General features: G+C 64.6%; 21 protein-coding genes. 12 read left to right on the top strand and 9 right to left on the bottom strand.

Translation table 11 applies throughout. The annotated features are described in order from the left end of the window. The first annotated feature begins 145 nt into the window (after positions 1-145). From metG to SA190iCDA_RS08215, 5 genes are all read left to right on the top strand, one after another. Positions 146-2,179, top strand: coding sequence for a methionine--tRNA ligase (metG, locus tag SA190iCDA_RS08235; RefSeq protein ID WP_070887940.1), 2,034 nt, complete (start codon positions 146-148; stop codon positions 2,177-2,179). A gap of 16 nt (positions 2,180-2,195) precedes the next feature. Next, positions 2,196-2,999, top strand: a complete 804-nt coding sequence (locus SA190iCDA_RS08230) for a DUF4349 domain-containing protein (RefSeq protein WP_070887941.1) — start codon at positions 2,196-2,198, stop codon at positions 2,997-2,999. Between the two features lie 162 nt (positions 3,000-3,161). Continuing rightward, positions 3,162-4,286, top strand: a complete 1,125-nt coding sequence (locus SA190iCDA_RS08225) for an RnfABCDGE type electron transport complex subunit B (RefSeq protein ID WP_070887942.1) — start codon at positions 3,162-3,164, stop codon at positions 4,284-4,286. A gap of 28 nt (positions 4,287-4,314) precedes the next feature. Next, entirely contained in the window at positions 4,315-4,953 is a 639-nt protein-coding gene (gene nth, locus SA190iCDA_RS08220; protein WP_070887943.1) for an endonuclease III, read from the top strand. A gap of 107 nt (positions 4,954-5,060) precedes the next feature. Then, positions 5,061-5,240, top strand: coding sequence for a PA3496 family putative envelope integrity protein (locus tag SA190iCDA_RS08215; RefSeq protein ID WP_070887944.1), 180 nt, complete (start codon positions 5,061-5,063; stop codon positions 5,238-5,240). Positions 5,241-5,324: 84 nt separating this feature from the next. On the opposite strand, the gene trxB is transcribed toward SA190iCDA_RS08215, so the two are convergent. Further along, a complete protein-coding gene (trxB, locus tag SA190iCDA_RS08210) occupies positions 5,325-6,272 on the bottom strand; it encodes a thioredoxin-disulfide reductase (protein WP_070887945.1) in 948 nt (315 codons plus the stop codon). A gap of 228 nt (positions 6,273-6,500) precedes the next feature. On the opposite strand from trxB, the gene cysZ reads away from it, so the two are divergent. Together cysZ and SA190iCDA_RS08200 are read left to right on the top strand one after the other, a co-directional pair. Continuing rightward, positions 6,501-7,268 carry a sulfate transporter CysZ gene (gene cysZ, locus SA190iCDA_RS08205; RefSeq protein WP_070887946.1) on the top strand — a complete coding sequence of 256 codons (768 nt, stop codon included), beginning with the start codon at positions 6,501-6,503 and terminating at the stop codon, positions 7,266-7,268. Positions 7,269-7,307: 39 nt separating this feature from the next. Continuing rightward, positions 7,308-8,513: a glycosyltransferase family 4 protein gene (locus SA190iCDA_RS08200; protein ID WP_070887947.1), complete on the top strand. Its 1,206-nt coding sequence runs from the start codon at positions 7,308-7,310 to the stop codon at positions 8,511-8,513. A gap of 42 nt (positions 8,514-8,555) precedes the next feature. Here SA190iCDA_RS08200 and SA190iCDA_RS08195 read toward each other — a convergent pair whose 3' ends face one another. Continuing rightward, on the bottom strand, positions 8,556-9,038 hold the full coding sequence (locus tag SA190iCDA_RS08195; protein ID WP_070887948.1) for a glutathione peroxidase: 483 nt from the start codon (positions 9,036-9,038) through the stop codon (positions 8,556-8,558). 139 nt (positions 9,039-9,177) lie between these two features. Next, positions 9,178-9,663: an FKBP-type peptidyl-prolyl cis-trans isomerase gene (locus tag SA190iCDA_RS08190; RefSeq protein ID WP_070887949.1), complete on the bottom strand. Its 486-nt coding sequence runs from the start codon at positions 9,661-9,663 to the stop codon at positions 9,178-9,180. Here SA190iCDA_RS08190 and SA190iCDA_RS08185 point away from each other — a divergent pair. From SA190iCDA_RS08185 to SA190iCDA_RS08170, 4 genes are all read left to right on the top strand, one after another. After that, positions 9,632-9,976 (top strand): DUF3565 domain-containing protein, encoded by a 345-nt coding sequence (locus tag SA190iCDA_RS08185; protein WP_083329908.1) that lies wholly within the window; start codon positions 9,632-9,634, stop codon positions 9,974-9,976. The two genes, SA190iCDA_RS08190 and SA190iCDA_RS08185, sit on opposite strands and share 32 nt — an antisense overlap. Beyond that, positions 9,977-11,161: an acetate kinase gene (locus SA190iCDA_RS08180; protein ID WP_070887950.1), complete on the top strand. Its 1,185-nt coding sequence runs from the start codon at positions 9,977-9,979 to the stop codon at positions 11,159-11,161. Between the two features lie 14 nt (positions 11,162-11,175). Continuing rightward, entirely contained in the window at positions 11,176-13,269 is a 2,094-nt protein-coding gene (gene pta / locus SA190iCDA_RS08175) for a phosphate acetyltransferase (RefSeq protein WP_070887951.1), read from the top strand. 135 nt (positions 13,270-13,404) lie between these two features. Next, positions 13,405-14,304, top strand: coding sequence for an acyltransferase (locus SA190iCDA_RS08170; RefSeq protein ID WP_070887952.1), 900 nt, complete (start codon positions 13,405-13,407; stop codon positions 14,302-14,304). Here SA190iCDA_RS08170 and SA190iCDA_RS23375 read toward each other — a convergent pair. The 6 genes from SA190iCDA_RS23375 to SA190iCDA_RS08140 all read right to left on the bottom strand — a co-directional run bounded on the left by SA190iCDA_RS23375 (position 14,243) and on the right by SA190iCDA_RS08140 (position 21,686). After that, complete coding sequence (locus SA190iCDA_RS23375) at positions 14,243-14,653, bottom strand: PAS domain-containing protein (protein WP_170833999.1); 411 nt, start codon at positions 14,651-14,653, stop codon at positions 14,243-14,245. The genes SA190iCDA_RS08170 and SA190iCDA_RS23375 overlap by 62 nt on opposite strands. Positions 14,654-14,844: 191 nt before the next feature. Next, the gene (locus SA190iCDA_RS08160) at positions 14,845-15,501 is read right to left on the bottom strand and encodes an OmpA family protein (RefSeq protein ID WP_083329907.1); all 657 of its coding nucleotides are present in this window, start codon (positions 15,499-15,501) and stop codon (positions 14,845-14,847) included. A 126-nt stretch (positions 15,502-15,627) separates the two neighbouring features. Continuing rightward, positions 15,628-16,272, bottom strand: a complete 645-nt coding sequence (locus tag SA190iCDA_RS08155; protein WP_070887954.1) for an MBL fold metallo-hydrolase — start codon at positions 16,270-16,272, stop codon at positions 15,628-15,630. Positions 16,273-16,449: 177 nt separating this feature from the next. Further along, positions 16,450-17,817: a DUF1329 domain-containing protein gene (locus tag SA190iCDA_RS08150; RefSeq protein ID WP_070887955.1), complete on the bottom strand. Its 1,368-nt coding sequence runs from the start codon at positions 17,815-17,817 to the stop codon at positions 16,450-16,452. A 28-nt stretch (positions 17,818-17,845) separates the two neighbouring features. Beyond that, positions 17,846-19,792: a DUF1302 domain-containing protein gene (locus SA190iCDA_RS08145; protein WP_070887956.1), complete on the bottom strand. Its 1,947-nt coding sequence runs from the start codon at positions 19,790-19,792 to the stop codon at positions 17,846-17,848. Positions 19,793-20,003: 211 nt separating this feature from the next. Beyond that, complete coding sequence (locus SA190iCDA_RS08140; RefSeq protein WP_070887957.1) at positions 20,004-21,686, bottom strand: fatty acid--CoA ligase; 1,683 nt, start codon at positions 21,684-21,686, stop codon at positions 20,004-20,006. 181 nt (positions 21,687-21,867) lie between these two features. On the opposite strand from SA190iCDA_RS08140, the gene SA190iCDA_RS08135 reads away from it, so the two are divergent. Further along, positions 21,868-23,043 carry an acetyl-CoA C-acyltransferase gene (locus tag SA190iCDA_RS08135; RefSeq protein ID WP_070887958.1) on the top strand — a complete coding sequence of 392 codons (1,176 nt, stop codon included), beginning with the start codon at positions 21,868-21,870 and terminating at the stop codon, positions 23,041-23,043. Positions 23,044-23,055: the final 12 nt, after the last annotated feature.

The raw sequence follows: 23,055 nt of genomic DNA, 5'->3' as shown, positions 1-23,055 counted from the left end.
CTCCTTGCTGGGAGCGGAAGGTAATGGTTGGAACCCGCTGGTGCCGCGAAATTCAAGCCGATAGCCGCCAAATTTGCCCGCTGGCCGGAACGCGCCCGCTTACTTTATAGTGACCGACCACCCGCCAACCGATGACTGCCTGACAATGTCCCAAGCCCGCCAGATTCTCGTTACCAGCGCCCTTCCCTATGCCAACGGTTCGATCCACCTCGGCCATATGCTCGAGTACATCCAGACCGACATGTGGGTGCGTTTCCAGAAGCTGCGCGGCAACCAGGCCATCTACGTGTGCGCCGACGATGCCCACGGCTCGGCGATCATGCTGCGTGCGGAGAAGGAAGGCATCACCCCCGAGCAGCTGATCGACGGCGTCAAGGCCGAGCACAGCAGCGACTTCGCCGACTTCCTGGTGGACTTCGACAACTTCCACTCCACCCACTCGCCGGAAAACCGCGAGCTGTCGGAGTCGATCTACAAGGCGCTGCGCGACAACGGTCATATCGCCACCCGTTCGGTGACCCAGTATTTCGACCCGGAAAAGGGCATGTTCCTGGCCGACCGTTTCATCAAGGGCACCTGCCCGAAATGCGCGACGCCGGACCAGTACGGCGACAACTGCGAGAAATGCGGCGCCACCTACGAGCCCACCGAACTGAAGGACCCACGCTCGGCGATTTCCGGCGCGGTGCCGGTGCTCAAGGATTCCAAGCACTTCTTCTTCAAGCTGCCGCAGTTCCAGGACATGCTCCAGCAGTGGACGCGCAGCGGCACCCTGCAGGAATCGGTGGCCAACAAGCTGGCCGAATGGCTGGATGGTGGTCTGCACGAGTGGGACATCAGCCGTGATGCGCCCTACTTCGGTTTCGAGATTCCCGACGAGCCAGGCAAGTACTTCTACGTCTGGCTGGATGCGCCGATCGGCTACATGGCCAGCTTCAAGAACCTGTGCGCGCGCCGCCCGGAGCTGGATTTCGACGCCTTCTGGAGCAAGGACTCCAGCGCCGAGGTGTACCACTTCATCGGCAAGGACATCGTCAACTTCCACGCCCTGTTCTGGCCGGCCATGCTCGAGGGTGCCGGCTACCGCAAGCCGACCGCCATCAACGTGCACGGCTACCTGACGGTCAACGGCCAGAAGATGTCCAAGTCGCGCGGCACCTTCATCAAGGCGCGCACCTACCTGGACCACTTGAACCCGGAATACCTGCGTTACTACTACGCGGCCAAGCTGGGCCGCGGCGTCGATGACCTGGACCTGAACCTCGAGGACTTCATCCAGAAGGTCAACTCCGACCTGGTCGGCAAGGTGGTCAATATCGCCAGCCGCTGCGCCGGCTTCATCCACAAGGGCAACGCCGGCGTGCTGGTTGCCGCCAATCCGGAGCCGGAGCTGTGGAATGCCTTCCAGAGCGCCGCGCCAGGCATCGCCGACGCTTACGAAAGCCGCGACTTCGCCCGCGCCATGCGTGAAATCATGGCCCTGGCCGACCGCGCCAACGCCTGGATCGCCGACAAGGCGCCCTGGTCGCTGGCCAAGCAGGACGGCAAGGCCGACGAGGTGCAGGCGATCTGTGCCCTGGGCGTCAATCTGTTCCGCCAGCTGGTGATCTTCCTCAAGCCGGTGCTGCCGAACCTGGCGCGCGACGCCGAGGCCTTCCTCAACGTACCACCGCTGAGCTGGGCCGACCTGGCCACGCCGCTGGCCGATCACCCGCTCAATCCGTTCAGCCCGCTGCTGGCGCGCATCGAGCCGGCCAAGGTGGAAGCCATGGTCGAAGCCTCCAAGGAAGACCTGGCGGCCGCCGAAGCGCCCACCGGCAATGGCGAACTGAAGAAGGATCCGCTGGCCGCGGAAATCGCCTTCGATGCCTTCGCAGCCGTCGACCTGCGCATCGCGCTGATCGAGAAATGCGAATTCGTCGAGGGTGCCGACAAGCTGCTGCGCCTGACCCTGGATATCGGTGACGAGAAGCGCAACGTGTTTTCCGGTATCAAGAGCGCCTACCCGGACCCGAGCAAGCTCGAAGGCCGCCTGACCCTGTACGTGGCCAACCTGGCGGCGCGCAAGATGAAGTTCGGCGTGTCCGAAGGCATGGTTCTGGCCGCCGGCCCCGGTGGCGAGGAAATCTACCTGCTCAGCCCGGACAGCGGCGCCAAGCCGGGCCAGCGCGTCAAGTAACCGATCCGGAGCAAGGATGCAGACCCACAAACCCTGGTTTTTCGCCACTGCCCTGGCGCTGCTGAGCCTGGTCGGCTGCTCGCCTTCCGGTGACGCTCGACCGCCAGCGGGCGCCGCGCTGCTCGGTGAAACCGCCCAGCAAGGCGCCTTTCTCGCCTACGAACACAGCGTCGGCATTCGCCTGCCGGCCGAGCAGGTCGAACCGCGTCTGGCCGCCGTGCGTGAAGCGTGCAACAGCCAGCGTTTCGGCCAGTGCGACCTGCTGGCCATCGAGCAGAGCCAGGGCGCCTACCAGGCGGCCAGCATCACCGTGCGAATCGCACCGGCGGGCGTCGAGCCCCTGGTCGGCTTTGCCGCTGAAGGCGGCGAGCTGCAGAGCCGTCACACCCGCGCCGAAGACCTCGCCCAGGCGGTCAGCGATACCGAACAGCAACGCCAGCGACTGGAGCGGCAACGCAAGACCCTGCTGCAATACCAGGCCCGCAGTGACCTGAGCGTCAGCGACATGCTCGCCCTGGCCCGCGAGTTGGCCGACGTGGAAGTGCAACTGGCCGGCAACGCCCAGCAGTCGGCGCAGCAGCAAAGGCGCCTGACCACCAATCTGTTGACCCTGAGCTTCAGCACCGAAGGCGAACCCGTCGGGCGTCTGGCGCGCATCGGCGCCGCTGCCAGCGGCATGCTCGACAATGCCACCGAGGGCGCCACCGAAGCTATCAGGCTGCTCGGCTATGGCATCCCGTTCGTCATTATCCTGTTCCCGCTCGCCCTGCTGATCCGCTGGCTATGGCGCAAGGCCAGCCGCGTGCGCAACGGCGCCTGAACGAACACTCGGGTGGTCTTGCCCTGTACCGGGGGCGGCGCATGCCGGATAATGCACGGCTCACGCTTTAGCCAGACCCGCAGCACCGATGATCGACTCTCGCCACCTCACCCGCCCGTACCGTCATGGGGCTCGCCCCTGCCGGCACGCTTGGGTGCGCCCATGAGCAACGCGCAGCGTATCGCCGCCATCGACGCCCTGCTGCCGCAGACGCAATGCGGCAAGTGCGGCCATCCGGGTTGCCTGCCCTACGCCGAAGGCATCGCCGCGGGCGAGGCGATCAACAAATGCCCACCCGGTGGCACCGCGACCGTCCACGCCCTGGCCGACCTGCTTCAGGTGCCGGAGCTGCCGCTGGCCTTGCCCGCCACGCCGGCCCAGGTGGCGGTGATCCGCGAGGCCGAATGCATCGGCTGCACCAAATGCATCCAGGCCTGCCCGGTGGACGCCATCGTCGGCGCCGCCAAGCTGATGCACACGGTGATCGGCGACGAATGCACGGGCTGCGAGCTGTGCATCGCCCCCTGCCCGGTGGACTGCATCGACCTGATCACCCTGCCGCCAGCCGCAGCCGAAGTGCAACGCGCCCGGGCCGACCAGTTCCGCACCCGCCATCAGCATCGCCTGGCCCGCCTGGCGCGCAACGATGCCCGGCGCCGCGCGGCTCGGCCGGTGCGCACCGCGCCGGTGGAAACGCCCACCGGCGCACCCCAGCCGCCCGCCGTTGGGCCTTCGCTGAAGCAGGCGAAGATCGATGCCGCCATGAGCCGTGCCCAGTGGCATAAGGCCCTCAAGGCTTTTGGCGACTCCCCCGACGCCGATCAGCGCCAGCAGCTCGCTGCCCTGCAGCAGGCCGCCGAGCGCGATCAGCAGCGTCTCGCCGAGCTGCAGGCGACGCCCGTACAAAACGCGCCAAGCCTGGACGAGCAAGCGCTCAAGCAGGCCAAGCTCGACCTGGCCAGCCACCGCATGGCCCTCAAGGCCGGCGAACGCCGGGGCCTCGACGAACAGGCCCTGACGCCGTTGCGCAGCGCCTATGCCGCCGCCCAACGGGCCCTGCACCTGGCCGAAGAGCGCTGCGGCAAGCCGGCGCCCGCCCGTGTGCTGGTCGACAAGGCCGGGCTCGGCGCGCCGCTGCGCCAGTTGAAGACCGACCTGGCCTACGCCCGCGCCGAACTCAGCAAATTGCAGCGCAGCGAACCCGAAGACGCCGCCAAGATAAGCGATGCCCAAGCGCGCCTTGCAGCGGCCGAACGCCGCCTGCAAGCGCACACCAGCGCCAGCTAGAGCGCCACGACAGACCTGATGCCCGACCATGAACGCCGCCAAACGCCTTGAAATCTTCCGCCGCCTGCATGAAGACAACCCCGAGCCCAAGACCGAGCTGGCCTACAGCACGCCGTTCGAGCTGCTGATCGCGGTGATCCTCTCCGCCCAGGCCACCGACGTGGGCGTCAACAAGGCCACCGCCAAGCTCTACGCGGTGGCCAATACGCCGGAGGCGATCCTCGCCCTGGGCGTCGAGGGCCTGAGCGAGTACATCAAGACCATCGGCCTGTACAACAGCAAGGCCCGGAACGTCATCGAGACCTGCCGGATTCTCGTCGAGCAGCACGGCAGCCAGGTACCGGAAACCCGCGAGGCCCTGGAGGCACTGCCCGGCGTGGGTCGCAAGACCGCCAACGTGGTGCTCAATACCGCCTTTCGCCAGCTGACCATGGCCGTGGATACGCACATCTTTCGGGTCAGCAACCGCACCGGCATCGCCCCCGGCAAGAACGTGATGGAGGTCGAGAACAAGCTGCTCAGGTTCGTACCCAGGGATTTCCTGCTGGACGCCCACCACTGGCTGATCCTGCACGGCCGCTACGTGTGCCAGGCGCGCAAGCCGCGCTGTGGCAGCTGCCGCATCGAAGACCTGTGCGAATACAAGCAAAAGACCTCCGACGATTGATGCTTCATAGCTTTCTGATATGAGTTGATTGAAAAAATCTTTTTTACTCCCTTCACGTTTGCCCTTATAAGGTCGGCAAATGGCCCCTGTAGCCGGGAGTGAAGCGCATGAGCAACGGCAAAGAAGACCTGGAACTGGACGACGACTTCGTCAGCGACGAAACGGACAACAGCGAAGCCCCTGTGGAAGTGGCGAAGACCAATCTCACCAAGCGACGCATCATCGACAATTTTCTCGAAGAACGGCGCCTGCACAAGCAACTGGCCGAGTACGACTTCGATCTGTAAGCCGCCAGCATGATTGTGATCCAATGAAAATGCCCGTGTCGATGGACACGGGCATTTTCCGTTTACGGGGCGCGCCGTCGATGTTCACAGCCCGTCGAGGAAACGCTCCACATCCAGCGCCGCCATGCAGCCGGCACCGGCCGAGGTGATCGCCTGGCGGTAGACGCTGTCGGCGACATCCCCCGCGGCGAATACGCCGGGGGTGCTGGTGGCGGTGGCATTGCCGTCGCGCCCGCCGTTGACCTGCAGGTAGCCGTCCCTGAGCGCCAGCTGGCCTTCGAAGAGCGCCGTGTTGGGCGTATGCCCGATGGCCACGAACAGACCGTCCACCGCCAGATCGCGGGTGTCGCCGTCACGTTCACGGATGCGCACGCCGGTAACGCCCGAGGCGTCGCCGAGCACTTCGTCCACCTCGGCATTCAGGGCCAGCACGATGCGCCCTTCGGCCACCCGCGCCTGCAGCTTGTTCTGCAGGATCTTCTCGGCACGAAAGGCGCCACGGCGATGGATCAACGTCACGCGGCTGGCGATGTTGGCCAGATACAGAGCCTCCTCCACGGCGGTGTTGCCGCCGCCAACCACCGCCACCTCGCGGTTGCGGTAGAAGAAGCCGTCACAGGTGGCGCAGGCCGAGACGCCCTTGCCCATGAACGCGGTTTCACTGGGCAGCCCCAGGTAACGAGCACTGGCGCCAGTGGCGATGATCAGCGCATCGCAGGTATAGGAAAGGCTGTCGCCCACCAGGGTGAAGGGCCGCGCAGCCAGATCCACGGCCTGGATGTGGTCGAAGACGATCTCCGTCTCGAAACGCTCGGCGTGAGCCTGCATGCGCTGCATCAGTTCGGGGCCGGTCAGGCCATGGGCGTCGCCCGGCCAGTTGTCCACTTCGGTGGTGGTGGTCAGCTGCCCGCCGGCCTGCAGGCCGGTGATCAACAGGGGCTTGAGATTGGCACGGGCAGCGTAGACCGCCGCACTGTAACCCGCGGGGCCGGAACCGAGAATGATCACGCGGGCGTGTCGGCTACTCGACATCAGAGACTCCTCACAGCGCATTGCTGCAAAAAAAGCCGCCACCTACCGCAAGCGGTCGGACATCGGCGGCTGAACAAGGGACGCGAGCAGACTAGCCGTCGCAGCCCGTGCCATGGAAATGCGCTTTGCCAATCCCCTGCATAGTTGCCTGCTATCGCCCTGCCCGGCTTTCACCTGGGCGGCAAAATGGGTAAGGTCGCGCCACGTTCACTTGTTGGAGACACCTCGATGCGCGCTCCCGTGCTGTCCGGCCCGCAGTACCTCGGCGAAGGCCTGAAACTGGTCATGAGCCCCGGCCTGCGGCTGTTCGTACTGCTGCCGCTGGCGATCAACCTGATCCTGTTCAGCCTGATGATCGGCTTCGCCGTGCAGCAGTTCAGCGGCTGGGTGGACACCTTCATGCCGTCGCTGCCGAGCTGGCTGAGCTTTCTGCAGTACATTCTCTGGCCGCTGTTCGTGGTGCTGGTGGTGTTGATGGTGTTCTTCACCTTCACCATGCTGGCCAATATCGTCGCCGCCCCCTTCAACGGCTTTCTCGCCGAGAAGGTCGAGGTGGTGGTGCGCGGCCAGGACAACTTCCCGCCGTTCAGCTGGGGCGAGCTGATCGCCATGGTGCCGCGCACCCTGGGCCGCGAAGGCCGCAAGCTGGCCTACTTCCTGCCGCGGGCCCTGGGCTTGCTGATCCTGTCGTTCATCCCGGTGGTCAATCTGGTCGCGGCGCCGCTGTGGCTGCTGTTCGGCGTGTGGATGATGGCCATCCAGTACATCGACTACCCCGCCGACAACAATAAGGTCAGCTGGCAGGACATGCTCGCCTGGCTGCGCGAGAAGCGCTGGCAGTCCCTGGGTTTTGGCGGCATCACCTACGCAGCCCTGCTGGTCCCTTTCGTGAACATCGTGATGATGCCTGCCGCCGTGGCTGGCGCGACCCTCTTCTGGGTGCGTGAAGGTGGCGTGAGTTCGGGCGCCAGGGCTGTCACACAACCGCCACGCTGATGTCACAGACGCTACATGACGGCAGCCCAGACTGTTGTCATGAGCACTCCCCCGCTATTCATCGCCCTGGTCAGCGAGACCTACAGCCCGGAAATCAACGGCGTGGCCAATACCCTCGGCCACCTGGTCAACGGGCTGCGCGCACGCGGCCATCGCCTGCAGTTGATCCGCCCCCGGCAGCACCACGACGCCCGCGCCGCCAATGACGACGACCTGCTGCTTACCCGTGGCTGGCCACTACCCGGCTACCGCGGCCTGCAGTGGGGCCAGTCGGCTCGTCACAAGCTGCTGCGCCTGTGGCGGCGTCAGCGCCCGGATGTGCTGTATATCGCCACCGAAGGCCCACTGGGCCTGTCCGCCCTGCGTGCCGCGCGGCGTCTGCGGATACCGGTGATCAGCGGCTTTCACACCAACTTCCAGCAGTACACCGGGCATTACGGCATCACCCTGGTGACCCGCCTGCTGACCAACTACCTGCGCTGGTTCCACAACGCCTCGCGCATGACCCTGGTGCCCAGCCTCAGCCAGCGCTGCGAACTGCAGCGCCGCGGTTTCGAACGCCTGGAACTGCTCGCCCGCGGTGTGGATGCCGGGCTGTTCAACCCGGCCCGGCGTAGCGATGAACTACGCCGCAGCTGGGGCCTGGCCGAGCAGGACATCGCCGTGCTGCATGTGGGGCGGCTGGCTGCGGAAAAGAACCTGGACCTCCTGGTCAGCACCTTCCAGGCGCTGCAGCGACAATACGCAGGGCTGAACCTGAGGCTGGTGGTGGTCGGTGATGGCCCGTTGCGCGAGCACCTCCACAAGCAACTGCCGGATGCCCTGTTCTGCGGTATCCAGCGCGGTGAAATCCTGGCGCAGCATTACGCCAGTGGCGATATCTTCCTGTTTCCGAGTCTTTCGGAAACCTTCGGCAACGTGCTGCTCGAGGCCATGGCCTCGGGGCTCGGCGTGGTCGCCTTCGATCAGGCCGCCGCCGCCCAGCATGTGGAGGATGGCCACAATGGCATGCTGGCCAGCGCCGACGATCAGCGCACCTTCATCGAGGCCGCGGGCTGGCTGATGGAGAACAGCGAGAACCTGCGCCGGGTTCGTCTCAATGCCCGTCAGCATGCGGCCAGGCAGAGCTGGTCGAGCATCGTCGAGCAGTTCGAGCAGCACCTGCATGCCGCGCGGCTGGACGGCCCGGTGCCGAGCAGCGGACGCAAGCCAGCCCTGGTGATCGAGACCAAGCGCGCGAATTGAAGCGAGCGGAAAAATGACGGGCCGCAGGCGGCGGCCCGAGGATCAGGCCAGGGCCTTCTCGATGGCCTGGATCAGCGCAGGATCATCCGGCGCGGTACGCGGCGAGAAACGCGCGAGCACACGGCCATCCTGGCCGACCAGAAACTTCTCGAAGTTCCAGGTGATGTCGCCGGGAAACTCCGCGCCTTCGCCGGCCAGCAGGCGATACAGCGGATGGCGGCCGCTGCCGTTGACTTCCAGCTTGCTGCTCAGCGCAAAGGTCACGCCGTAGGTCAGGCTGCAGAACTGGGCAATGGCCGCCTCGTGGTCCGGCTCCTGCCCGGCGAACTGGTTGCAGGGCACACCCAGCACGCTGAAGCCCTGAGCTCCGTAGGTCTGCTGCAGGCGCTCCAGGCCCGCATACTGCGGCGTGAGCCCGCATTTGGAGGCGACGTTGACCACCAGCACCACCTTGCCCTTGAGCGGAGCCAGCGGCAGCTCCTGGCCGTCCAGTGCGTGCAATGTCAGGTCGTGAAAGGCGCTCATGATGGGTGCTCCGGGTAACGCGAAAGGCAGTGAAAAATAGACGAAAAAGGCGCCTGAAAAGGCGCCTTTTCGTGACTGCAGCTTAGCAGTCACTCATGACCATCTGCCAGCAGCGACGATTGCGCTGCCGACATACGGATCAGTGGTGATGACCACCTTCGCCATGGATGTGACCATGGGCGATTTCTTCCTGGCTGGCGTCACGCACGTTGACGACCTTGACCGCGAAATTGAGGCGCTGGCCGGCCAGCGGGTGGTTGCCGTCGACGATCACGTCATCGCCTTCCAGTTCGCGGATGGTGACGATCTGCATGCCGCCGTCCGGGCCGGAGGCGTGGAACTGCATGCCGACTTCCAGCTCGTCGACGCCTTCGAACATCGAACGGTTCAGGGTAGCGACCAGCTCGGCGCTGTACTCGCCGTAGGCCTCTTCCGGCTCGACGGCAACCTTGACCTCGTCACCGGCCTGCTTGCCGACCAGGGCCTTCTCGAGGCCGACGATGATGTTGCCGGCACCGTGCAGGTATACCAGCGGCGCGCCGCCAGCGGAACTATCGATCACCTCGCCGGCATCGTTGGTCAGGGTATAGTCGATGGAAACGGCCTTGTTGGCGGCGATCTGCATGGGGGCGAACCTTTTGCTCGAGGAAAATGAACGTGAGAGTGTAACCAACGGCGGGGGTGAAAGCGACCCAAGCCCAGACGGGCGGGCCGCGTCCGTGGTTACCCTGGTCGGTTTTGAGCAAGATCATGACGGGCACTGGGTCGCTGTCCTAACTTGTGGTCATACTCAACACCTGCGCCATCAGCCGCCCTGGCAAAATCGCCCCTGGGTGCTCGACGCGGCGCAGCGGCACGCCCATATCGGCACGAACTTCACCTGTGGCTGGTGTGTCGCAACACTGGCGCCAACGCCTCCCGATGCTAAGGACTCCTGAATGCCCGCACGCAATATTCTGGTGATCAATTGCGGTAGTTCCTCCATCAAGTTCGCCCTGGTCGACCCCGACCAGCAGGCGTTCGCCATCAGCGGTCTGGCCGAGCGTCTCGGCAGCGCCGACGCCGTATTGCACTGGCAACGGGATGGCATCAAGCACAGCCAGGCGATTGCCAACGATGATCACCGTGCAGCGCTCGCTCATCTGCTTCAGCGCGTGCAGGAAGCCAGTGGCGGCCAACTGCATGGCATCGGCCACCGGGTGGTACATGGCGGCGAGCACTTCACCAGCGCCCAGCGTCTGAACGACGATGTGATCGCCGCGATTCGCGCCGTCGCGCCCCTGGCGCCACTGCACAACCCGGCCGGCCTGCTGGGCATCGAGGCGGCCCTGGCGCTATACCCCCAGCTGCCTCAGGTGGCGGTGTTCGACACCGCCTTCCACCAGAGCCTCCCCGAGCACGCCTTCCGCTACGCGGTGCCGGAACGGCTGTACCGCGACCACGGCGTGCGCCGCTACGGCTTCCACGGCACCAGCCACCGCTTCGTCAGTGCCCGCGCCGCCGAGCTCACCGGCCTGCCAGCGGGCGACAGTGCCTGGCTGGTCGCCCACCTGGGCAATGGCTGCTCGACCTGCGCGGTGCTCAACGGCCAGAGCCGCGACACCAGCATGGGCCTGACGCCCCTCGAAGGCCTGGTGATGGGCACCCGCAGTGGCGACGTCGACCCCAACCTGCACAGCCACCTCGCGCGCACCCTGGGCTGGAGCCTGGAGCAGATCGACCGCATGCTCAACCATGACAGCGGCCTGCTTGGCCTGTCGGGCCTGTCCAACGACATGCGCAGCCTCGAGCAGGCCCGCGAAGAGGGCCATGCCGGCGCCACCCTGGCCATCGAGGTGTTCTGCTACCGCCTGGCCAAATCCCTGGCGGCCATGAGCTGCGCCCTGCCGCGCCTGGACGGGCTGATCTTCACCGGCGGCATCGGCGAGAACTCACCGCTGATCCGCAGCAGGACGGTGGCCCACCTCGGCCTGCTCGGCCTCAAGCTCGACGAGGCGGCCAATGCGCGCTGCCTGCGCGGCGTCAGCGGGCCGATCCACGCGCCGAAGCATACCCGGGTGCTGGTGGTGCCCACCAACGAAGAGCGGCAGATCGCCCTCGATACCCTGGCGCTGCTCGACTGAATACGGAGAACCCCATGCATACCTTTTTCATCTCGCCGACCGGTTTCGGCGTCGGCCTCACCTCCATCAGCCTGGGCCTGGTCGGTGCGCTGGAGCGCGCCGGGCTCAAGGTGGGCTTCTTCAAGCCCATCGCCCAGCCGCATCAGGGTGACGCCGGGCCCGAGCGCTCCAGCGAGCTGGTGGCCCGCACCCACGGCCTGCACTCGCCCAAGCCCCTGGCCCTCGCCCATGTCGAACGGCGCCTCGGCGACGGCGACCTGGACGAGCTGCTCGAGGAAATCATCAGCCTCTACCAGGAAGCCGCCAAGGACAAAGACGTGGTGATCGTCGAGGGCATGGTGCCGACGCGTCAGGCCAGCTACGCCGCGCGGGTCAACTTCCACCTGGCCAAGAGCCTGGATGCCGACGTGATCCTGGTCTCGGCCCAGGAGCAGGAAACCCTCGGCGAGCTGTGCGACCGCGTGGAAATCCAGGCCCAGCAGTTCGGCGGCCCGAAGGACCCCAAGGTACTCGGGGTGATCCTCAACAAGATCCGCAGCGACGATGGCCTGGAGGCCTTTACCGCACGCCTGCGCGAACAGTCCTCGCTGCTGCGCCACCCGGAATTCCGCCTGCTCGGTTGCATCCCGTGGCTCGACGAACTGAACGCGCCGCGTACCCGCGACATCGCCGAACTGCTCGGCGCGCGCATTCTCAATGCCGGCGACTACGAACAGCGGCGCATGCTGAAGATCGTGCTCTGCGCCCGCGCCGTGGCCAACACCGTGCAGTTGCTCAAACCCGGCACCCTGGTGGTCACCCCAGGTGACCGCGACGACATCATCCTCGCCGCCAGCCTGGCGGCCATGAACGGTATGCCGCTGGCCGGCCTGCTGCTGTGCAGCGACTTCGCCCCCGACCCGCGCATCATGGAACTGTGCCGCGGCGCCCTGCAGAGCGGCCTGCCGGTGATGACGGTGAGTACCGGCTCCTACGACACGGCCACCAACCTGAACCGCCTGAACAAGGAGATCCCGGTCGACGACAAGGAACGCGCCGAGAAGGTCGCCGACTTCGTCGCCAGCCACCTGGATCACGACTGGCTGGCCGCCCGCTGCGGCAGCCCGCGGGAGTTGCGCCTGTCGCCACCGGCGTTCCGTTACCAGCTGGTGCAGCAGGCCAAGGCCGCCAACAAGCGCATCGTCCTGCCCGAAGGCGCCGAGCCGCGCACCGTGCAGGCCGCCGCCATTTGCCAGGCCCGCGGCATCGCCCGTTGCGTGCTGCTGGCCAAGCCCGAGGAAGTGCACAGCGTGGCGCAGGCCCAGGGCATCGAGCTGCCGCCAGGGCTGGAGATCCTCGACCCGGACCTGATCCGCGAGCGCTATGTCGAGCCGATGGTCGAGCTGCGCAAGGGCAAGGGCCTCAACGCGCCGATGGCCAGCGCCCAGCTCGAAGACACCGTGGTACTGGGCACCATGATGCTCGCCCTGGACGAGGTCGACGGCCTGGTTTCCGGCGCCGTGCATACCACCGCCAATACCATCCGCCCGGCGCTGCAGCTGATCAAGACCGCACCCGGTTACAACCTGGTGTCGTCGGTGTTCTTCATGCTGCTGCCCGACCAGGTCCTGGTGTATGGCGACTGCGCGGTCAACCCGGACCCCAACGCCGAGCAACTGGCGGAGATCGCCCTGCAGAGCGCCAGCTCCGCCCAGGCCTTCGGCATCCCGCCGCGGGTAGCGATGCTCAGCTATTCCACCGGTGATTCGGGCAGTGGCGAGGAAGTGGAAAAGGTCCGCGAGGCCACGCGCCTGGCGCGCCAGGCCAACCCGCAACTGCTGGTCGACGGCCCGCTGCAGTACGACGCCGCGGCCATCGAGAGCGTCGGTCGGCAAAAGGCCCCCAACAGCCCGGTGGCCGGTCGTGCCACGGTGTTCATCTTCCCCGACCTGAACACCGGCAACACCACCTACAAGGCGGTGCAGCGCAGCGCCGACTGCATCAGCGTCGGGCCCATGCTGCAGGGCCTGCGCAAGCCGGTGAACGACCTGTCGCGCGGCGCACTGGTCGACGATATCGTCTTCACCATCGCCCTGACCGCCATCCAGGCTGCCAATATGCGCCAGTGAAACGGGCCGATCCGAACGCGGGTGACACAACCGGCCTTCGGATCGACTTGCAGTTCCATCACCAACCGTTACCCTGTGCGCCATTCGCGCCCGGCACGCTTGCCGGGCGCCAACCTGCCTGAGGTTCGCACGTCCATGCTGCACTTCCTGCCTGCCCCACTGCTCGGCCTTTTGGGCAGCGTTTCGCTGGCGCTGAACACGTTGTTCTGGTGCTGGCCGCTGTTCACCGTCACCCTGCTGCGCATCGTGCTGCCCCTGCCGCTGGTGCAACGCGGCTGTGACCGCCTGATGATTGTCATCCAGGAGGGCTGGATAAGTTGTAACAAGGCGTGGATGAACCTGCTGGGCAACACCCGCTGGCATATCGAGGGCGGCCAGAACTTCGATTACGAGCATTCCTACCTGGTCACCAGCAACCATCAGAGCTGGGTGGACATCCTGGTGCTGCAGTACCTGCTCAACCGGCGCATCCGCCCGCTGAAATTCTTCCTCAAGCAGGAGCTGATCTGGGTGCCGGTGATCGGCCTGTGCTGGTGGGCGCTGGGCTTCCCCTTCATGAAACGCTACTCGAAGGAATACCTGGCCAAACACCCAGAAAAGAAGGGCCAGGACCTGCAGACCACGCGCCGCACCTGCGCCAAGTTTCGCCACAACCCGGTGGGCATCTTCAATTTCGTCGAAGGCACCCGCTTCACGCCGGCCAAGCATCAGGAACAACGGTCGCCCTACCGCTACCTGCTCAAGCCGAAGGCCGGCGGGCTGGCCTTCGTGCTCGATGCCATGGGCGAGCAGCTGCACGGCATGATCAACGTGACCCTGCATTACCCCCAGGGCAGCCCGGGTTTCTGGACCCTGCTCAGCGGTCAGCTCGACGAAGTGGTCGTCGTCGTCGAACAGCTGGAGATCCCCAGCCGCTTCATCGGCCGTGCCTACGACCAGGACGAAGCCTATCGCAAGGATTTCCAGCAGTGGATCAATACGCTCTGGGAATCCAAGGACGGCTTGCTGGAGCGACTGCACCAGCAGCATCCCTAGGCTCAGCTCCCCGCTTCGTAAAAGCGCTACTGGCGGCGTCCACCGCGCTTGGCACCACCGACATGTCCAACGCCAGCAGAACCATGCCATGTCCGTCATGTGGCAGCGGCGAGCAGGAAAGCGCCACCGGCACGGCAGCGCCCTCCCGGGTACGCAGGTTGGCATCATGCAGGCGCAGGTGCTCGCGGCGCTGCCAATGCTGGTAGAAGCTCGAAGCCTGCCACTGCACGGGGCCGGCAACATCGACCCAGTCCAGCAGTCGGCTGCCGGTCAACTCGCCCCCCTGGCAGCCGAGCATGCGGGTGATCGCCGGGTTGGCGAAGCGGATACGCCCCTCCTCGTCGACCACCAGAATGCCTTCGGCGGTGTTGACGAGAATCGAGGCGTTTGCCTCCCTGCCTGCGTCGCTTGATGGCTCGACCCTTGATCAGCAGACTCTAGCTCTCGCCTGCGGCGTAGCCACATCATCGAATCGAGCGACAAGAAAAACCCCGCCGAAGCGGGGTTTCAGGTCGGGACTCCAGATACAGGCGGACAGGATCACAGCGGCCGCAGGTTGATTTCCACGCGGCGATTCTGTGCGCGACCTGCTTCGTTGGCATTGCTGGCAATCGGCTGGTTCGGGCCTGCGCCGTAGGCCGAGATGCGCGATGAAGCCACGCCGTTGGCGGCCAGGTACGAGGCCACGCTCTGGGCACGGCGGGTGGACAGGCTCTGGTTCAGCTCGGCGGAACCGGTGCTGTCGGTATGGCCAACGATGTTCACGCCGTTCTTGTTGAATTCCTTGAAGGTCAGCACCAACGAATTGAGCGTCGGATAGAAGTTGCTGGAAATGTCCGCCGAATTGCTGGCGAAGGTGATGTTGCCGGGCATGATCAGGGTCAGGTCGTTACCATTGCGCTGCACCTGCACGCCGGTGCCCTGCAGCTGCTGACGCAGCTTGGCTTCCTGGGTATCGACGTAATAGCCGTAACCGCCACCGGCCGCGCCCCCGACGGCGGCGCCGATCAGCGCGCCCTTCTTGCGGTCCTTCTTGCTCGAGGTGGCAGCGCCGACCGCGGCACCGGCCAGGGCGCCCACACCGCCGTAGATACCGGACTTGCCCGCCTGGCTTCCACCAGTGTAGGGGTTGACCGTACAGCCGGACAGAACAGCGAAAACGGCCGTTGCGGCAATCAGGGAACGGAGTTTGATCATGGGTAATCCTTAGTCGTTTTGCGAAGAGAAGCAGGCTTTTATCCGCGGCTTCGAGCCAGCGAACGCAGCCAAGTTCCCGACCAAGGCTAACAATGACCGCGCAAAAAATCTGTAAACGCTTGTTTTTCAAGCGCGCACGAAGGGGTTTTCGCGCATCTCGTCACCCAGTCGGGTGTCCGGCCCATGGCCCGTCACCACGGTGGCGTCCTCATCCAGGCGGTACAGACGCTGCTTGATGGAGCGTTCGATGCTCGCGTGGTCGCCACCCCACAGGTCGGTGCGCCCGATGCCGCGGCGAAACAGGGTATCGCCGGCGATCAGCAGCTTGGCCTCGGGAAACCAGAAGCTCATGGAACCTGGGGTATGCCCCGGCGTGTGCAGGGCCACGCCGCAGCCGCAGGCCAGTGCCTCGTCATCGGCCAGCCATTGATCAGGAGCCGGCACGGGGGTGTAGGGAACGCCGAACATCTGGCACTGCATTTCCAGGTTATCCCAGAGAAACTGGTCATCCTTGTGCAGGTGCAGGGTCGCGCCGGTCTTCTCCTTCATCTGCCCGGACGCTAGGAAATGATCGAGGTGCGCGTGGGTGTGGATGATGCTCACTACCTTGAGGCCATGGGCCTCCAGCCGCGCCATGATCAGGTCGGGGTTGCCACCCGGATCGACCACGAGTGCCTTGCCGCTGACGGGATCGCCGATGATGGTGCAGTTGCACTGCAGCGGGCCGACGGGGAAGGTTTCGCGGATCAGGGCCGGGGATGTCGATTGCATGGGCTGTTCCTGTAACGCAGATGGCAGGCGGGGAAGCCATTGTAACCGGCACCAGCTACTGCACACTGGATCCGTCGCCAGATCATCAGGCAAGGCTGCCTGCCCCTGGCGCCGAATAGCAAACGAACGGGCAACAAAAAGCCGGCGCTGAGCCGGCTTTTCGATTTCACGCGGCGATCAACGCACGCCCGACTGGCGCAGCGCGGCCGGCGTGTAGTCGCTTTCCTTGGCAGGATAGTCGAACTCGTAGGAGCGCTTCTCCTCGTTCTTCAGGCCCAGGGCCAGGTAACGACCGGAGAGCAGATCGTGGATGACCTCGACGGCGTACCACGGCACCTGCTTGTCGTAGTAGTACTGGGCATGGGCTTCCGCTACGCGCCACAGGGTACCGCGACCGTCGTAGTGGTCGATGGCAGCGGCCTGCCAGGTATCCTCGTCGATGTAGAAGTCACGCTTGGCATAGATGTGGCGCTCGCCCTGCTTCAGCGTCGCGGTCACGTGCCAGACGCGGTGCAGCTCGTAACGGGTCAGGTCGGGGTTCAGGTGACCTGCCTTGACGATATCGGCGTACTTGAGCTTCGGCGAATCGAGACGGTAGCTGTTGTAGGGAATGTAGATTTCCTTCTTGCCCAGCAACTGCCAGTCGTAGCGATCAGGGGAGCCGTTGTACATGTCCAGGTTGTCCGAGGTACGCAGGCCATCGGCGGCGGTACCCGGGCCGTCATAGGACACCTGCGGCGCACGGCGCACTCGACGCTGCCCGGCGTTGTACAGCCACGCCATGCGCGGCTCCTTCACCTGGTCGATGGTCTCGTGCACCAGCAGCACGTTACCGGCCAGCCGCGACGGCGCGGTCACTCGCTGCTTGAAGTAGAACAGGATGTTGCTCGGTTTGCTGGTGTCGGCATCCTTCATCATGCTGCGGAAGGCGAACTCTTCTTCCAGGCTGACCGGGCTGAACGAGCCATTGGCCTGCGGCGTCACCTGCACCACGTGACGACGCACGCTGGCACCGCGGTAGCGGGTGATATGGTTCCAGATCGCTTCCAGACCGTCCTTCGGAATCGGGAAGGGGTTGGCCAGCTGGAAGTTCTCCAGCCCTTCACCGCCCTGAATCAGCTTGGTATTGGTGGCATTCTGCTTGGTCGCCGCGATGATGTTGTCCGGCACGGTCGCCGTGCGGTGGGTGGTGTAGACCGGCATCCGATAGGTTTCCGGATAGCGCTTGAACATCGCGTACTGGCCGGGCGTCAGCTTGTCCTTGTACTGCTCGACGTTCTGCGCGGTGATGGTGAACAGCGGCTTCTCGCTGGGGAACGGATCGGCCAGGAAGCCGCCTGCATCCACCGCTCCGGCATTGACCGGCAACCCCCCGGTCCAGGCCGGGATGCTGCCATCGGCATTGCCCGCCTTTTCCGCGCCGATCGGCGTCAGGGTATTACCCAGCTTGCCCGCCTCGTCCGCCGATACCGCAGCCATCACACCGGTGGCCAGCAGCGACAAGGTCAGAGCGCCGGTTTGCAACAGCCTTTTTGTTGTTTTCATAAATGCGTTTTCCTATGAATACGGGCGCTTAGAAGTTCATACCGAAGCTGAGGGCCAGGAAGTCACGATCAACCAGGGTGTTGTAACGACCATCGAAGAAGTTGGTGTAGGCGACGGTCGCGGTGTAGGTGTTCTGATATTCGGCATCGACGCCCAGACTGGCGGCCTTGGCACCTTCGTTGAACAACCCGTTGGGGCCATAGCCGTCCACGTCGTGGGAGAAGGCGACGTTGGGCCGCAGGTTCACACCGGCGAACACATCGCTGTAGTCGAGGATGCCGCGCATGCGATAACCCCAGGAGTTGGCGGTGGTGAAACCATGGTCGCCATAACGGGCAATGGACGTTTCGTTAGGGTCCACCGCACTGCCGGTGATGCCATAGATGGGGTCACGGCCATAGCGGTTCCGATCCTTGCCTTCCAGGCCGCCAACGTGCGCGAAGCCGACCTCGCCCACCAGGGTCAGGCGGTCAGCGCCCATTACCTGATCGAAGAAGTGCGTGAAGGTGGTCTGGATCTGGGTGATTTCCTTGCGGTCGTAGCCCTTCTGCACCGCTCCCGGCGCAGAGGTGCCGGCCGCCGCGCCAGCCAGGGCGAGGGTCAGTTGCTGGGTGTTGATCTGCACCGGTGCATTCGGGCGATAGCTGACTTCACCCTGCCACGCCGTGCCGGTAGGCAGCGTGGTGGAGAAGCTCAGGCCATAAAGGCGAATGTCCTCGGGGTAGTCCATGAAGTAACTGCCGTTACCCACGGCCACCGCAGCGCCGGCAAGCGTGCGCGCCTGAGCGCCCAGGGGGCCTGCGAAAGCGGCAGGTGGCGCGGCGCCGAGCCATGCATTGCCTGATCCCACCCAGGCTGCAGGGCTGCCCGCGGCGCCAATACCCAGGGTGTTGTAAATACTGCGAGCTGCCGCGCCAATCCTCGCCAGGGCGGCCGCATCGGCATTCTGCACACTGAGGAACGGCGTGCGGCTGTGGTAATTCATGAAGTACGCGCCGTACTCGGTGTTGTCGCCCTGCCAGCGCAATGCCAACCCCCACTGCCCGTCATCGCGTGCGGTGTTGTCCTTGCCGCGGCGCACCACCATACCTTCCTGGGTGTAGTTCACACCGGCGCCCGACGCGCCGATCGGCGCCAGGGCCGGCGCCCCGGCTGCCAGGGCATCGACGCCACGCAACAAGCCGACCAGACTGCTGTTGAGGATGTTGTAGTTGTTGTTGCAGCCATTGGCCGCCACATCGGCGGTCGAGAAGAAGGTCCCGCAGTTGTCGACGACCGTCTGCTTCCAGCTCAGCTGGTAGAAGCTCTCCATCGACAAGCGATCGGTGATGCTCTGGGAGACATAGAACATGTTGACCGGGATCAGACCTTCCTTGACCTCGCTGCCGGGGCGTCGGAAGGCGGAAACGTCAACCGGGTTGATCGAGTTGATGCTGTTCTGGATGAAGGTACTTTCACCCCAGCTCACCACCTGCTTACCAAGGCGCACGGAACCGGGCTGATCACCAATGCTGTAGTTGTGGTACACGAAGGTATCGAGCCATTCCGCCCCAGCGGACTTGGCACCCGGCTTGCGGCCGTCGTCGTCGATGTCCTTGAAGGGACGCGACTCATCCTTGAGCTCGAAGTCGTACCAGTATTTGCCCCGCACGAACACACCGGTGTCGCCGTACTTCAGCTCCAGGTCATGGATACCCTTGAAGATCTTGGAGAATGTTTCGCCACGCTTGAAGTTGAGACGCCCGTCGTCACCTGTCTGGGTGTAGCCGGTGCCGCCGTTGGCTTCGCCGATGAAACGATCGTCACGCTTGGCTGTCGACCAACTGGCCCCTACCGACAGCGACGAGTCGAATTGCCCTTCGATTTCCCCGATATTGAAATTCACCGCGAATGCCGGGCTGGCAAGAGTTGATGCGAGGCTGACGGCCAGCGGCAGTTTTGCCAGACGCCAGAACGGCCTTGTTGTGTTGGTCATCGACGCTACTCCATTTGTTTTTGTTATGGCTGATTGACTAAAGCCAGCGAGCCTTGCCAGGTGTGCTTGCAGTGCCCGAGACACTCTGGCTCGCCGGTTTAGAGGGATCAGTCCCATCCGTGACAAGCCAAGGATGGCCCGAAACCAGCAATTAGCAAGCCAAACGTTTGTTTGACTGATCAGTCACATTTTTGCCGTTGAAATTCGTGCCTTACAGGGACGATAAAAACGCACCTCCGGCCTCCTGCCACTGCGCGAGATCAACGCGAATACGTTTTTTGTCCAGCTTGCCCACACTGGTCTTGGGAATTTCGGTAACAAGGGCGATCTGCGAGGGAATCGCCCACTTGTTGATGACCCCCTGCTCGACGAAAGGCGTGAGGTGTTCCTTGAGAATGCTGGCGTCCAGAGCCTGGCCCTCCTTCGCCACCACCAGGGCAAACGGGCGCTCGCCCCACTGCGGGTCGGCCACGCCGACCACGGCCACCTCGCGAACCGCCGGCTGGCGACTGATCAGGTCTTCGAGTTCCAGCGAGGAGATCCACTCGCCGCCGGTCTTGATCACATCCTTGAGGCGGTCGCGAATATCGATGAAGCCCCTGTCGTCCAGGGTGGCCACGTCGCCGGTGTGCAACCAGCCATGGGCCCACAACTCCCGGCCCTTTTCCGCTTCGCGAAAGTAACCCTGGGTCAGCCAGGGGGCGCGCAACACCAGTTCGCCCTGGGTCTGGCCATCGGCGGGCAGGTGCCTGCCCTCGCTGTCCATGATCGCCGCTTCCACCAGCGGCACCGCCACCCCGGCCTTGATGCGGTAGGCGGTGCGCTGCTCCTCGCTGCCGTCGAGCAGCTCGTCGTCGAGGTAGGCGCAGGAGATCAGCGGGCAGGTTTCCGACATCCCATAGGCCGCCGTCAGCTGCATGCCCCTGGCCTTGGCGGCCTCATACAAGGCGCGGTTGAGCGCGCTGCCACCAATGATCACCTTCATGCCCTTGAAGTCATGGCTCTGGGCGCCAGGCGCGGCCAGCAGCATCTGCAGGATGGTCGGTACGCAATGGGAGAAGGTCACCTGCTCGTTCTTGATCAGCGTGCAGAGCATCTCCGGCTCGTAGCGCCCCGGATAGACCTGCTTCACCCCCAGCAGCGTGGCGACATAGGGCACGCCCCAGGCATGCACGTGAAACATCGGGGTGATGGGCATGTACACGTCGGCATTGCCCATCAGGCGGATGCTGTCCAGGCTGCCCAGGGTGGTGGCCATGGACAGGGTATGCAGCACCAGTTGCCGGTGGGTGAAATACACGCCCTTCGGGTTGCCGGTGGTGCCGGTGGTGTAGAAGGTGGTGGCCACGGAGTTCTCGTCGAAATCGGCGAACGCGTAGCTCGGCTCGGCAGCCGCCAGCAGACTCTCGTACTCGCCGACGCAGCCGGGGAGTTCGCCAGCGGCCGTGGCAGTGTCGCTCAGCAGCAAGGTGCCGGTGACCGTGGTGAGTTGCCCGGCGATGCCCTGATACAGCGTGACGAAATCGCTGTTGACCAGCACGAAGCGGTCCTCGGCGTGATTCATGGTGTAGAGAATCTGCTCGGGCGACAGGCGGATATTGATGGTGTGCAGCACCGCCCCCAGCATCGGTACCGCGAACATGCATTCCAGGTAACGGTGGCTGTCCCAGTCCATCACCGCCACCGTGTCGCCGGCCTTCACGCCGGCCTGGGTAAGCACGTTGGCCAGCCGCGCCACCCGCTCGTTGAAGGTCGCGTAGCTGTAACGCAGGGTGTCACGGTAGACGATTTCGCGATGTCGCTCATAACGGCTGCCCGACAGCAGCAGGCTCTTGATCAGCAGCGGGTATGGGTGGGCATTCGCGGCGGGGGGAATGATGCGGGTCTGCAACATGGGCTCACCTGTTCTGGGCTATTGTTGGAAGCGACGAAGATGAAGCGAAACCGGAGCGGAGATGGCACCTTGCCAACGGTAGCCTGTGCCAGCGCTCACTCAATCAGCCGATAGGATGATTGTGTTGCTCACTATGACAAGCGGGCCGGTTTCGCCCCTTACTGCAGATTGAGGTGGATACATGTCGGATATCGTTATCGTCAACGGCGCGCGCACGCCGATGGGTGGCTTTCAGGGTAGCCTGTCCTCGCTGAGCGCAACGGATCTTGGTGCCGCGGCGATTCGCGCCGCCATCGCCCGGGCGGGTATCGACCCCGGCGAGGTGCAGGAAGTGATCATGGGCTGCGTGTTGCCCGCCGGGCTCAAGCAGGGGCCTGCTCGCCAGGCTGCGCTCGCCGCCGGTCTGCCGAGCGCTACGGGCTGCACCACCATCAACAAGCTCTGCGGCTCGGGCATGAAGGCAGTGATGCTGGCCCATGACCTGATCAAGGCCGGCAGCGCCGAGGTGATGGTTGCTGGCGGCATGGAGAGCATGTCCAATGCTCCCTACCTGCTGCCCAAGGCACGTGGTGGCCTGCGGATGGGCCACGGCGAGGTCAAGGATCACATGTTCTTCGATGGGCTGGAGGACGCCCGCACCGGGCGCCTGATGGGTTCCTTCGCTCAGGAAACCGCAGACCGCTACGGCATCACCCGCGAAGCGATGGACGCCTACGCCATCGAATCGCTACGCCGTGCGCAGCAGGCCATGCAATCGGGTGCGCTGGCCGCCGAGATCGTCCCGGTGACCGTAACGACTCGCCAGGGTGACATTCAGGTCAGCGAAGACGAACAGCCGCTGAACGCCAGGATAGACAAGATCGCCAGCCTGAAACCGGCCTTCAGCAAGGACGGCAGCATCACCGCGGCCAATGCCAGCTCGATTTCCGATGGCGCCAGCGCGCTGCTGCTGATGAGCGCCGAGCAGGCCCGCGCCCGCGGCCTGCAACCGCTGGCCCGTATCGTCGCGCATGCCACCCAGAGCCAGGATCCCAGCGAATTCACCATCGCCCCCATCGGCGCCATCAGCAAGGTGCTGCACAAGGCCGGCTGGCAAAAGAACGAGGTCGACCTGTTCGAGATCAACGAGGCCTTCGCCATGGTCACCATGCTGGCCATGGGCGAACACGACCTCGATCACACCAAGGTGAATATCTACGGCGGCGCCTGTGCCCAGGGCCATCCGGTGGGCTCGACCGGCTCGCGCATCCTCGTCACGCTGATCAACGCGTTGCGCCAGACCGGCGGAAAGCGCGGCATCGCCTCGCTGTGCATCGGCGGCGGCGAGGCGACGGCGGTCGCGGTTGAAGTGCTGTAAGAAGCGGGCCTG

The organism is Pseudomonas argentinensis, assembly GCF_001839655.2.
Classification (GTDB): Bacteria; Pseudomonadota; Gammaproteobacteria; order Pseudomonadales; family Pseudomonadaceae; genus Aquipseudomonas; species Aquipseudomonas argentinensis_B.
Note: the sequence above shows the minus strand (reverse complement) of the source record. Positions and strands in the feature narration are given on the sequence as shown.

Bases quoted from the DNA above. Each gene is read 5' to 3' on its own strand.
- SA190iCDA_RS08195 (WP_070887948.1), bottom strand. From the start codon at position 9,038: ATGAGCGCCTTTCACGACCTGACATTGCACGCACTGGACGGCCAGGAG.
- SA190iCDA_RS08170 (WP_070887952.1), top strand. From the start codon at position 13,405: ATGCTGCACTTCCTGCCTGCCCCACTGCTCGGCCTTTTGGGCAGCGTT.
- SA190iCDA_RS08180 (WP_070887950.1), top strand. From the start codon at position 9,977: ATGCCCGCACGCAATATTCTGGTGATCAATTGCGGTAGTTCCTCCATC.
- SA190iCDA_RS08160 (WP_083329907.1), bottom strand. From the start codon at position 15,501: ATGATCAAACTCCGTTCCCTGATTGCCGCAACGGCCGTTTTCGCTGTT.
- SA190iCDA_RS08215 (WP_070887944.1), top strand. From the start codon at position 5,061: ATGAGCAACGGCAAAGAAGACCTGGAACTGGACGACGACTTCGTCAGC.
- SA190iCDA_RS08225 (WP_070887942.1), top strand. From the start codon at position 3,162: ATGAGCAACGCGCAGCGTATCGCCGCCATCGACGCCCTGCTGCCGCAG.
- SA190iCDA_RS08150 (WP_070887955.1), bottom strand. From the start codon at position 17,817: ATGAAAACAACAAAAAGGCTGTTGCAAACCGGCGCTCTGACCTTGTCG.
- nth (WP_070887943.1), top strand. From the start codon at position 4,315: ATGAACGCCGCCAAACGCCTTGAAATCTTCCGCCGCCTGCATGAAGAC.
- metG (WP_070887940.1), top strand. From the start codon at position 146: ATGTCCCAAGCCCGCCAGATTCTCGTTACCAGCGCCCTTCCCTATGCC.
- pta (WP_070887951.1), top strand. From the start codon at position 11,176: ATGCATACCTTTTTCATCTCGCCGACCGGTTTCGGCGTCGGCCTCACC.
- SA190iCDA_RS08230 (WP_070887941.1), top strand. From the start codon at position 2,196: ATGCAGACCCACAAACCCTGGTTTTTCGCCACTGCCCTGGCGCTGCTG.
- SA190iCDA_RS08145 (WP_070887956.1), bottom strand. From the start codon at position 19,792: ATGACCAACACAACAAGGCCGTTCTGGCGTCTGGCAAAACTGCCGCTG.
- trxB (WP_070887945.1), bottom strand. From the start codon at position 6,272: ATGTCGAGTAGCCGACACGCCCGCGTGATCATTCTCGGTTCCGGCCCC.
- SA190iCDA_RS08135 (WP_070887958.1), top strand. From the start codon at position 21,868: ATGTCGGATATCGTTATCGTCAACGGCGCGCGCACGCCGATGGGTGGC.
- SA190iCDA_RS08200 (WP_070887947.1), top strand. From the start codon at position 7,308: ATGAGCACTCCCCCGCTATTCATCGCCCTGGTCAGCGAGACCTACAGC.
- SA190iCDA_RS08190 (WP_070887949.1), bottom strand. From the start codon at position 9,663: ATGCAGATCGCCGCCAACAAGGCCGTTTCCATCGACTATACCCTGACC.
- cysZ (WP_070887946.1), top strand. From the start codon at position 6,501: ATGCGCGCTCCCGTGCTGTCCGGCCCGCAGTACCTCGGCGAAGGCCTG.
- SA190iCDA_RS08140 (WP_070887957.1), bottom strand. From the start codon at position 21,686: ATGTTGCAGACCCGCATCATTCCCCCCGCCGCGAATGCCCACCCATAC.
- SA190iCDA_RS08155 (WP_070887954.1), bottom strand. From the start codon at position 16,272: ATGCAATCGACATCCCCGGCCCTGATCCGCGAAACCTTCCCCGTCGGC.
- SA190iCDA_RS08185 (WP_083329908.1), top strand. From the start codon at position 9,632: ATGGAAACGGCCTTGTTGGCGGCGATCTGCATGGGGGCGAACCTTTTG.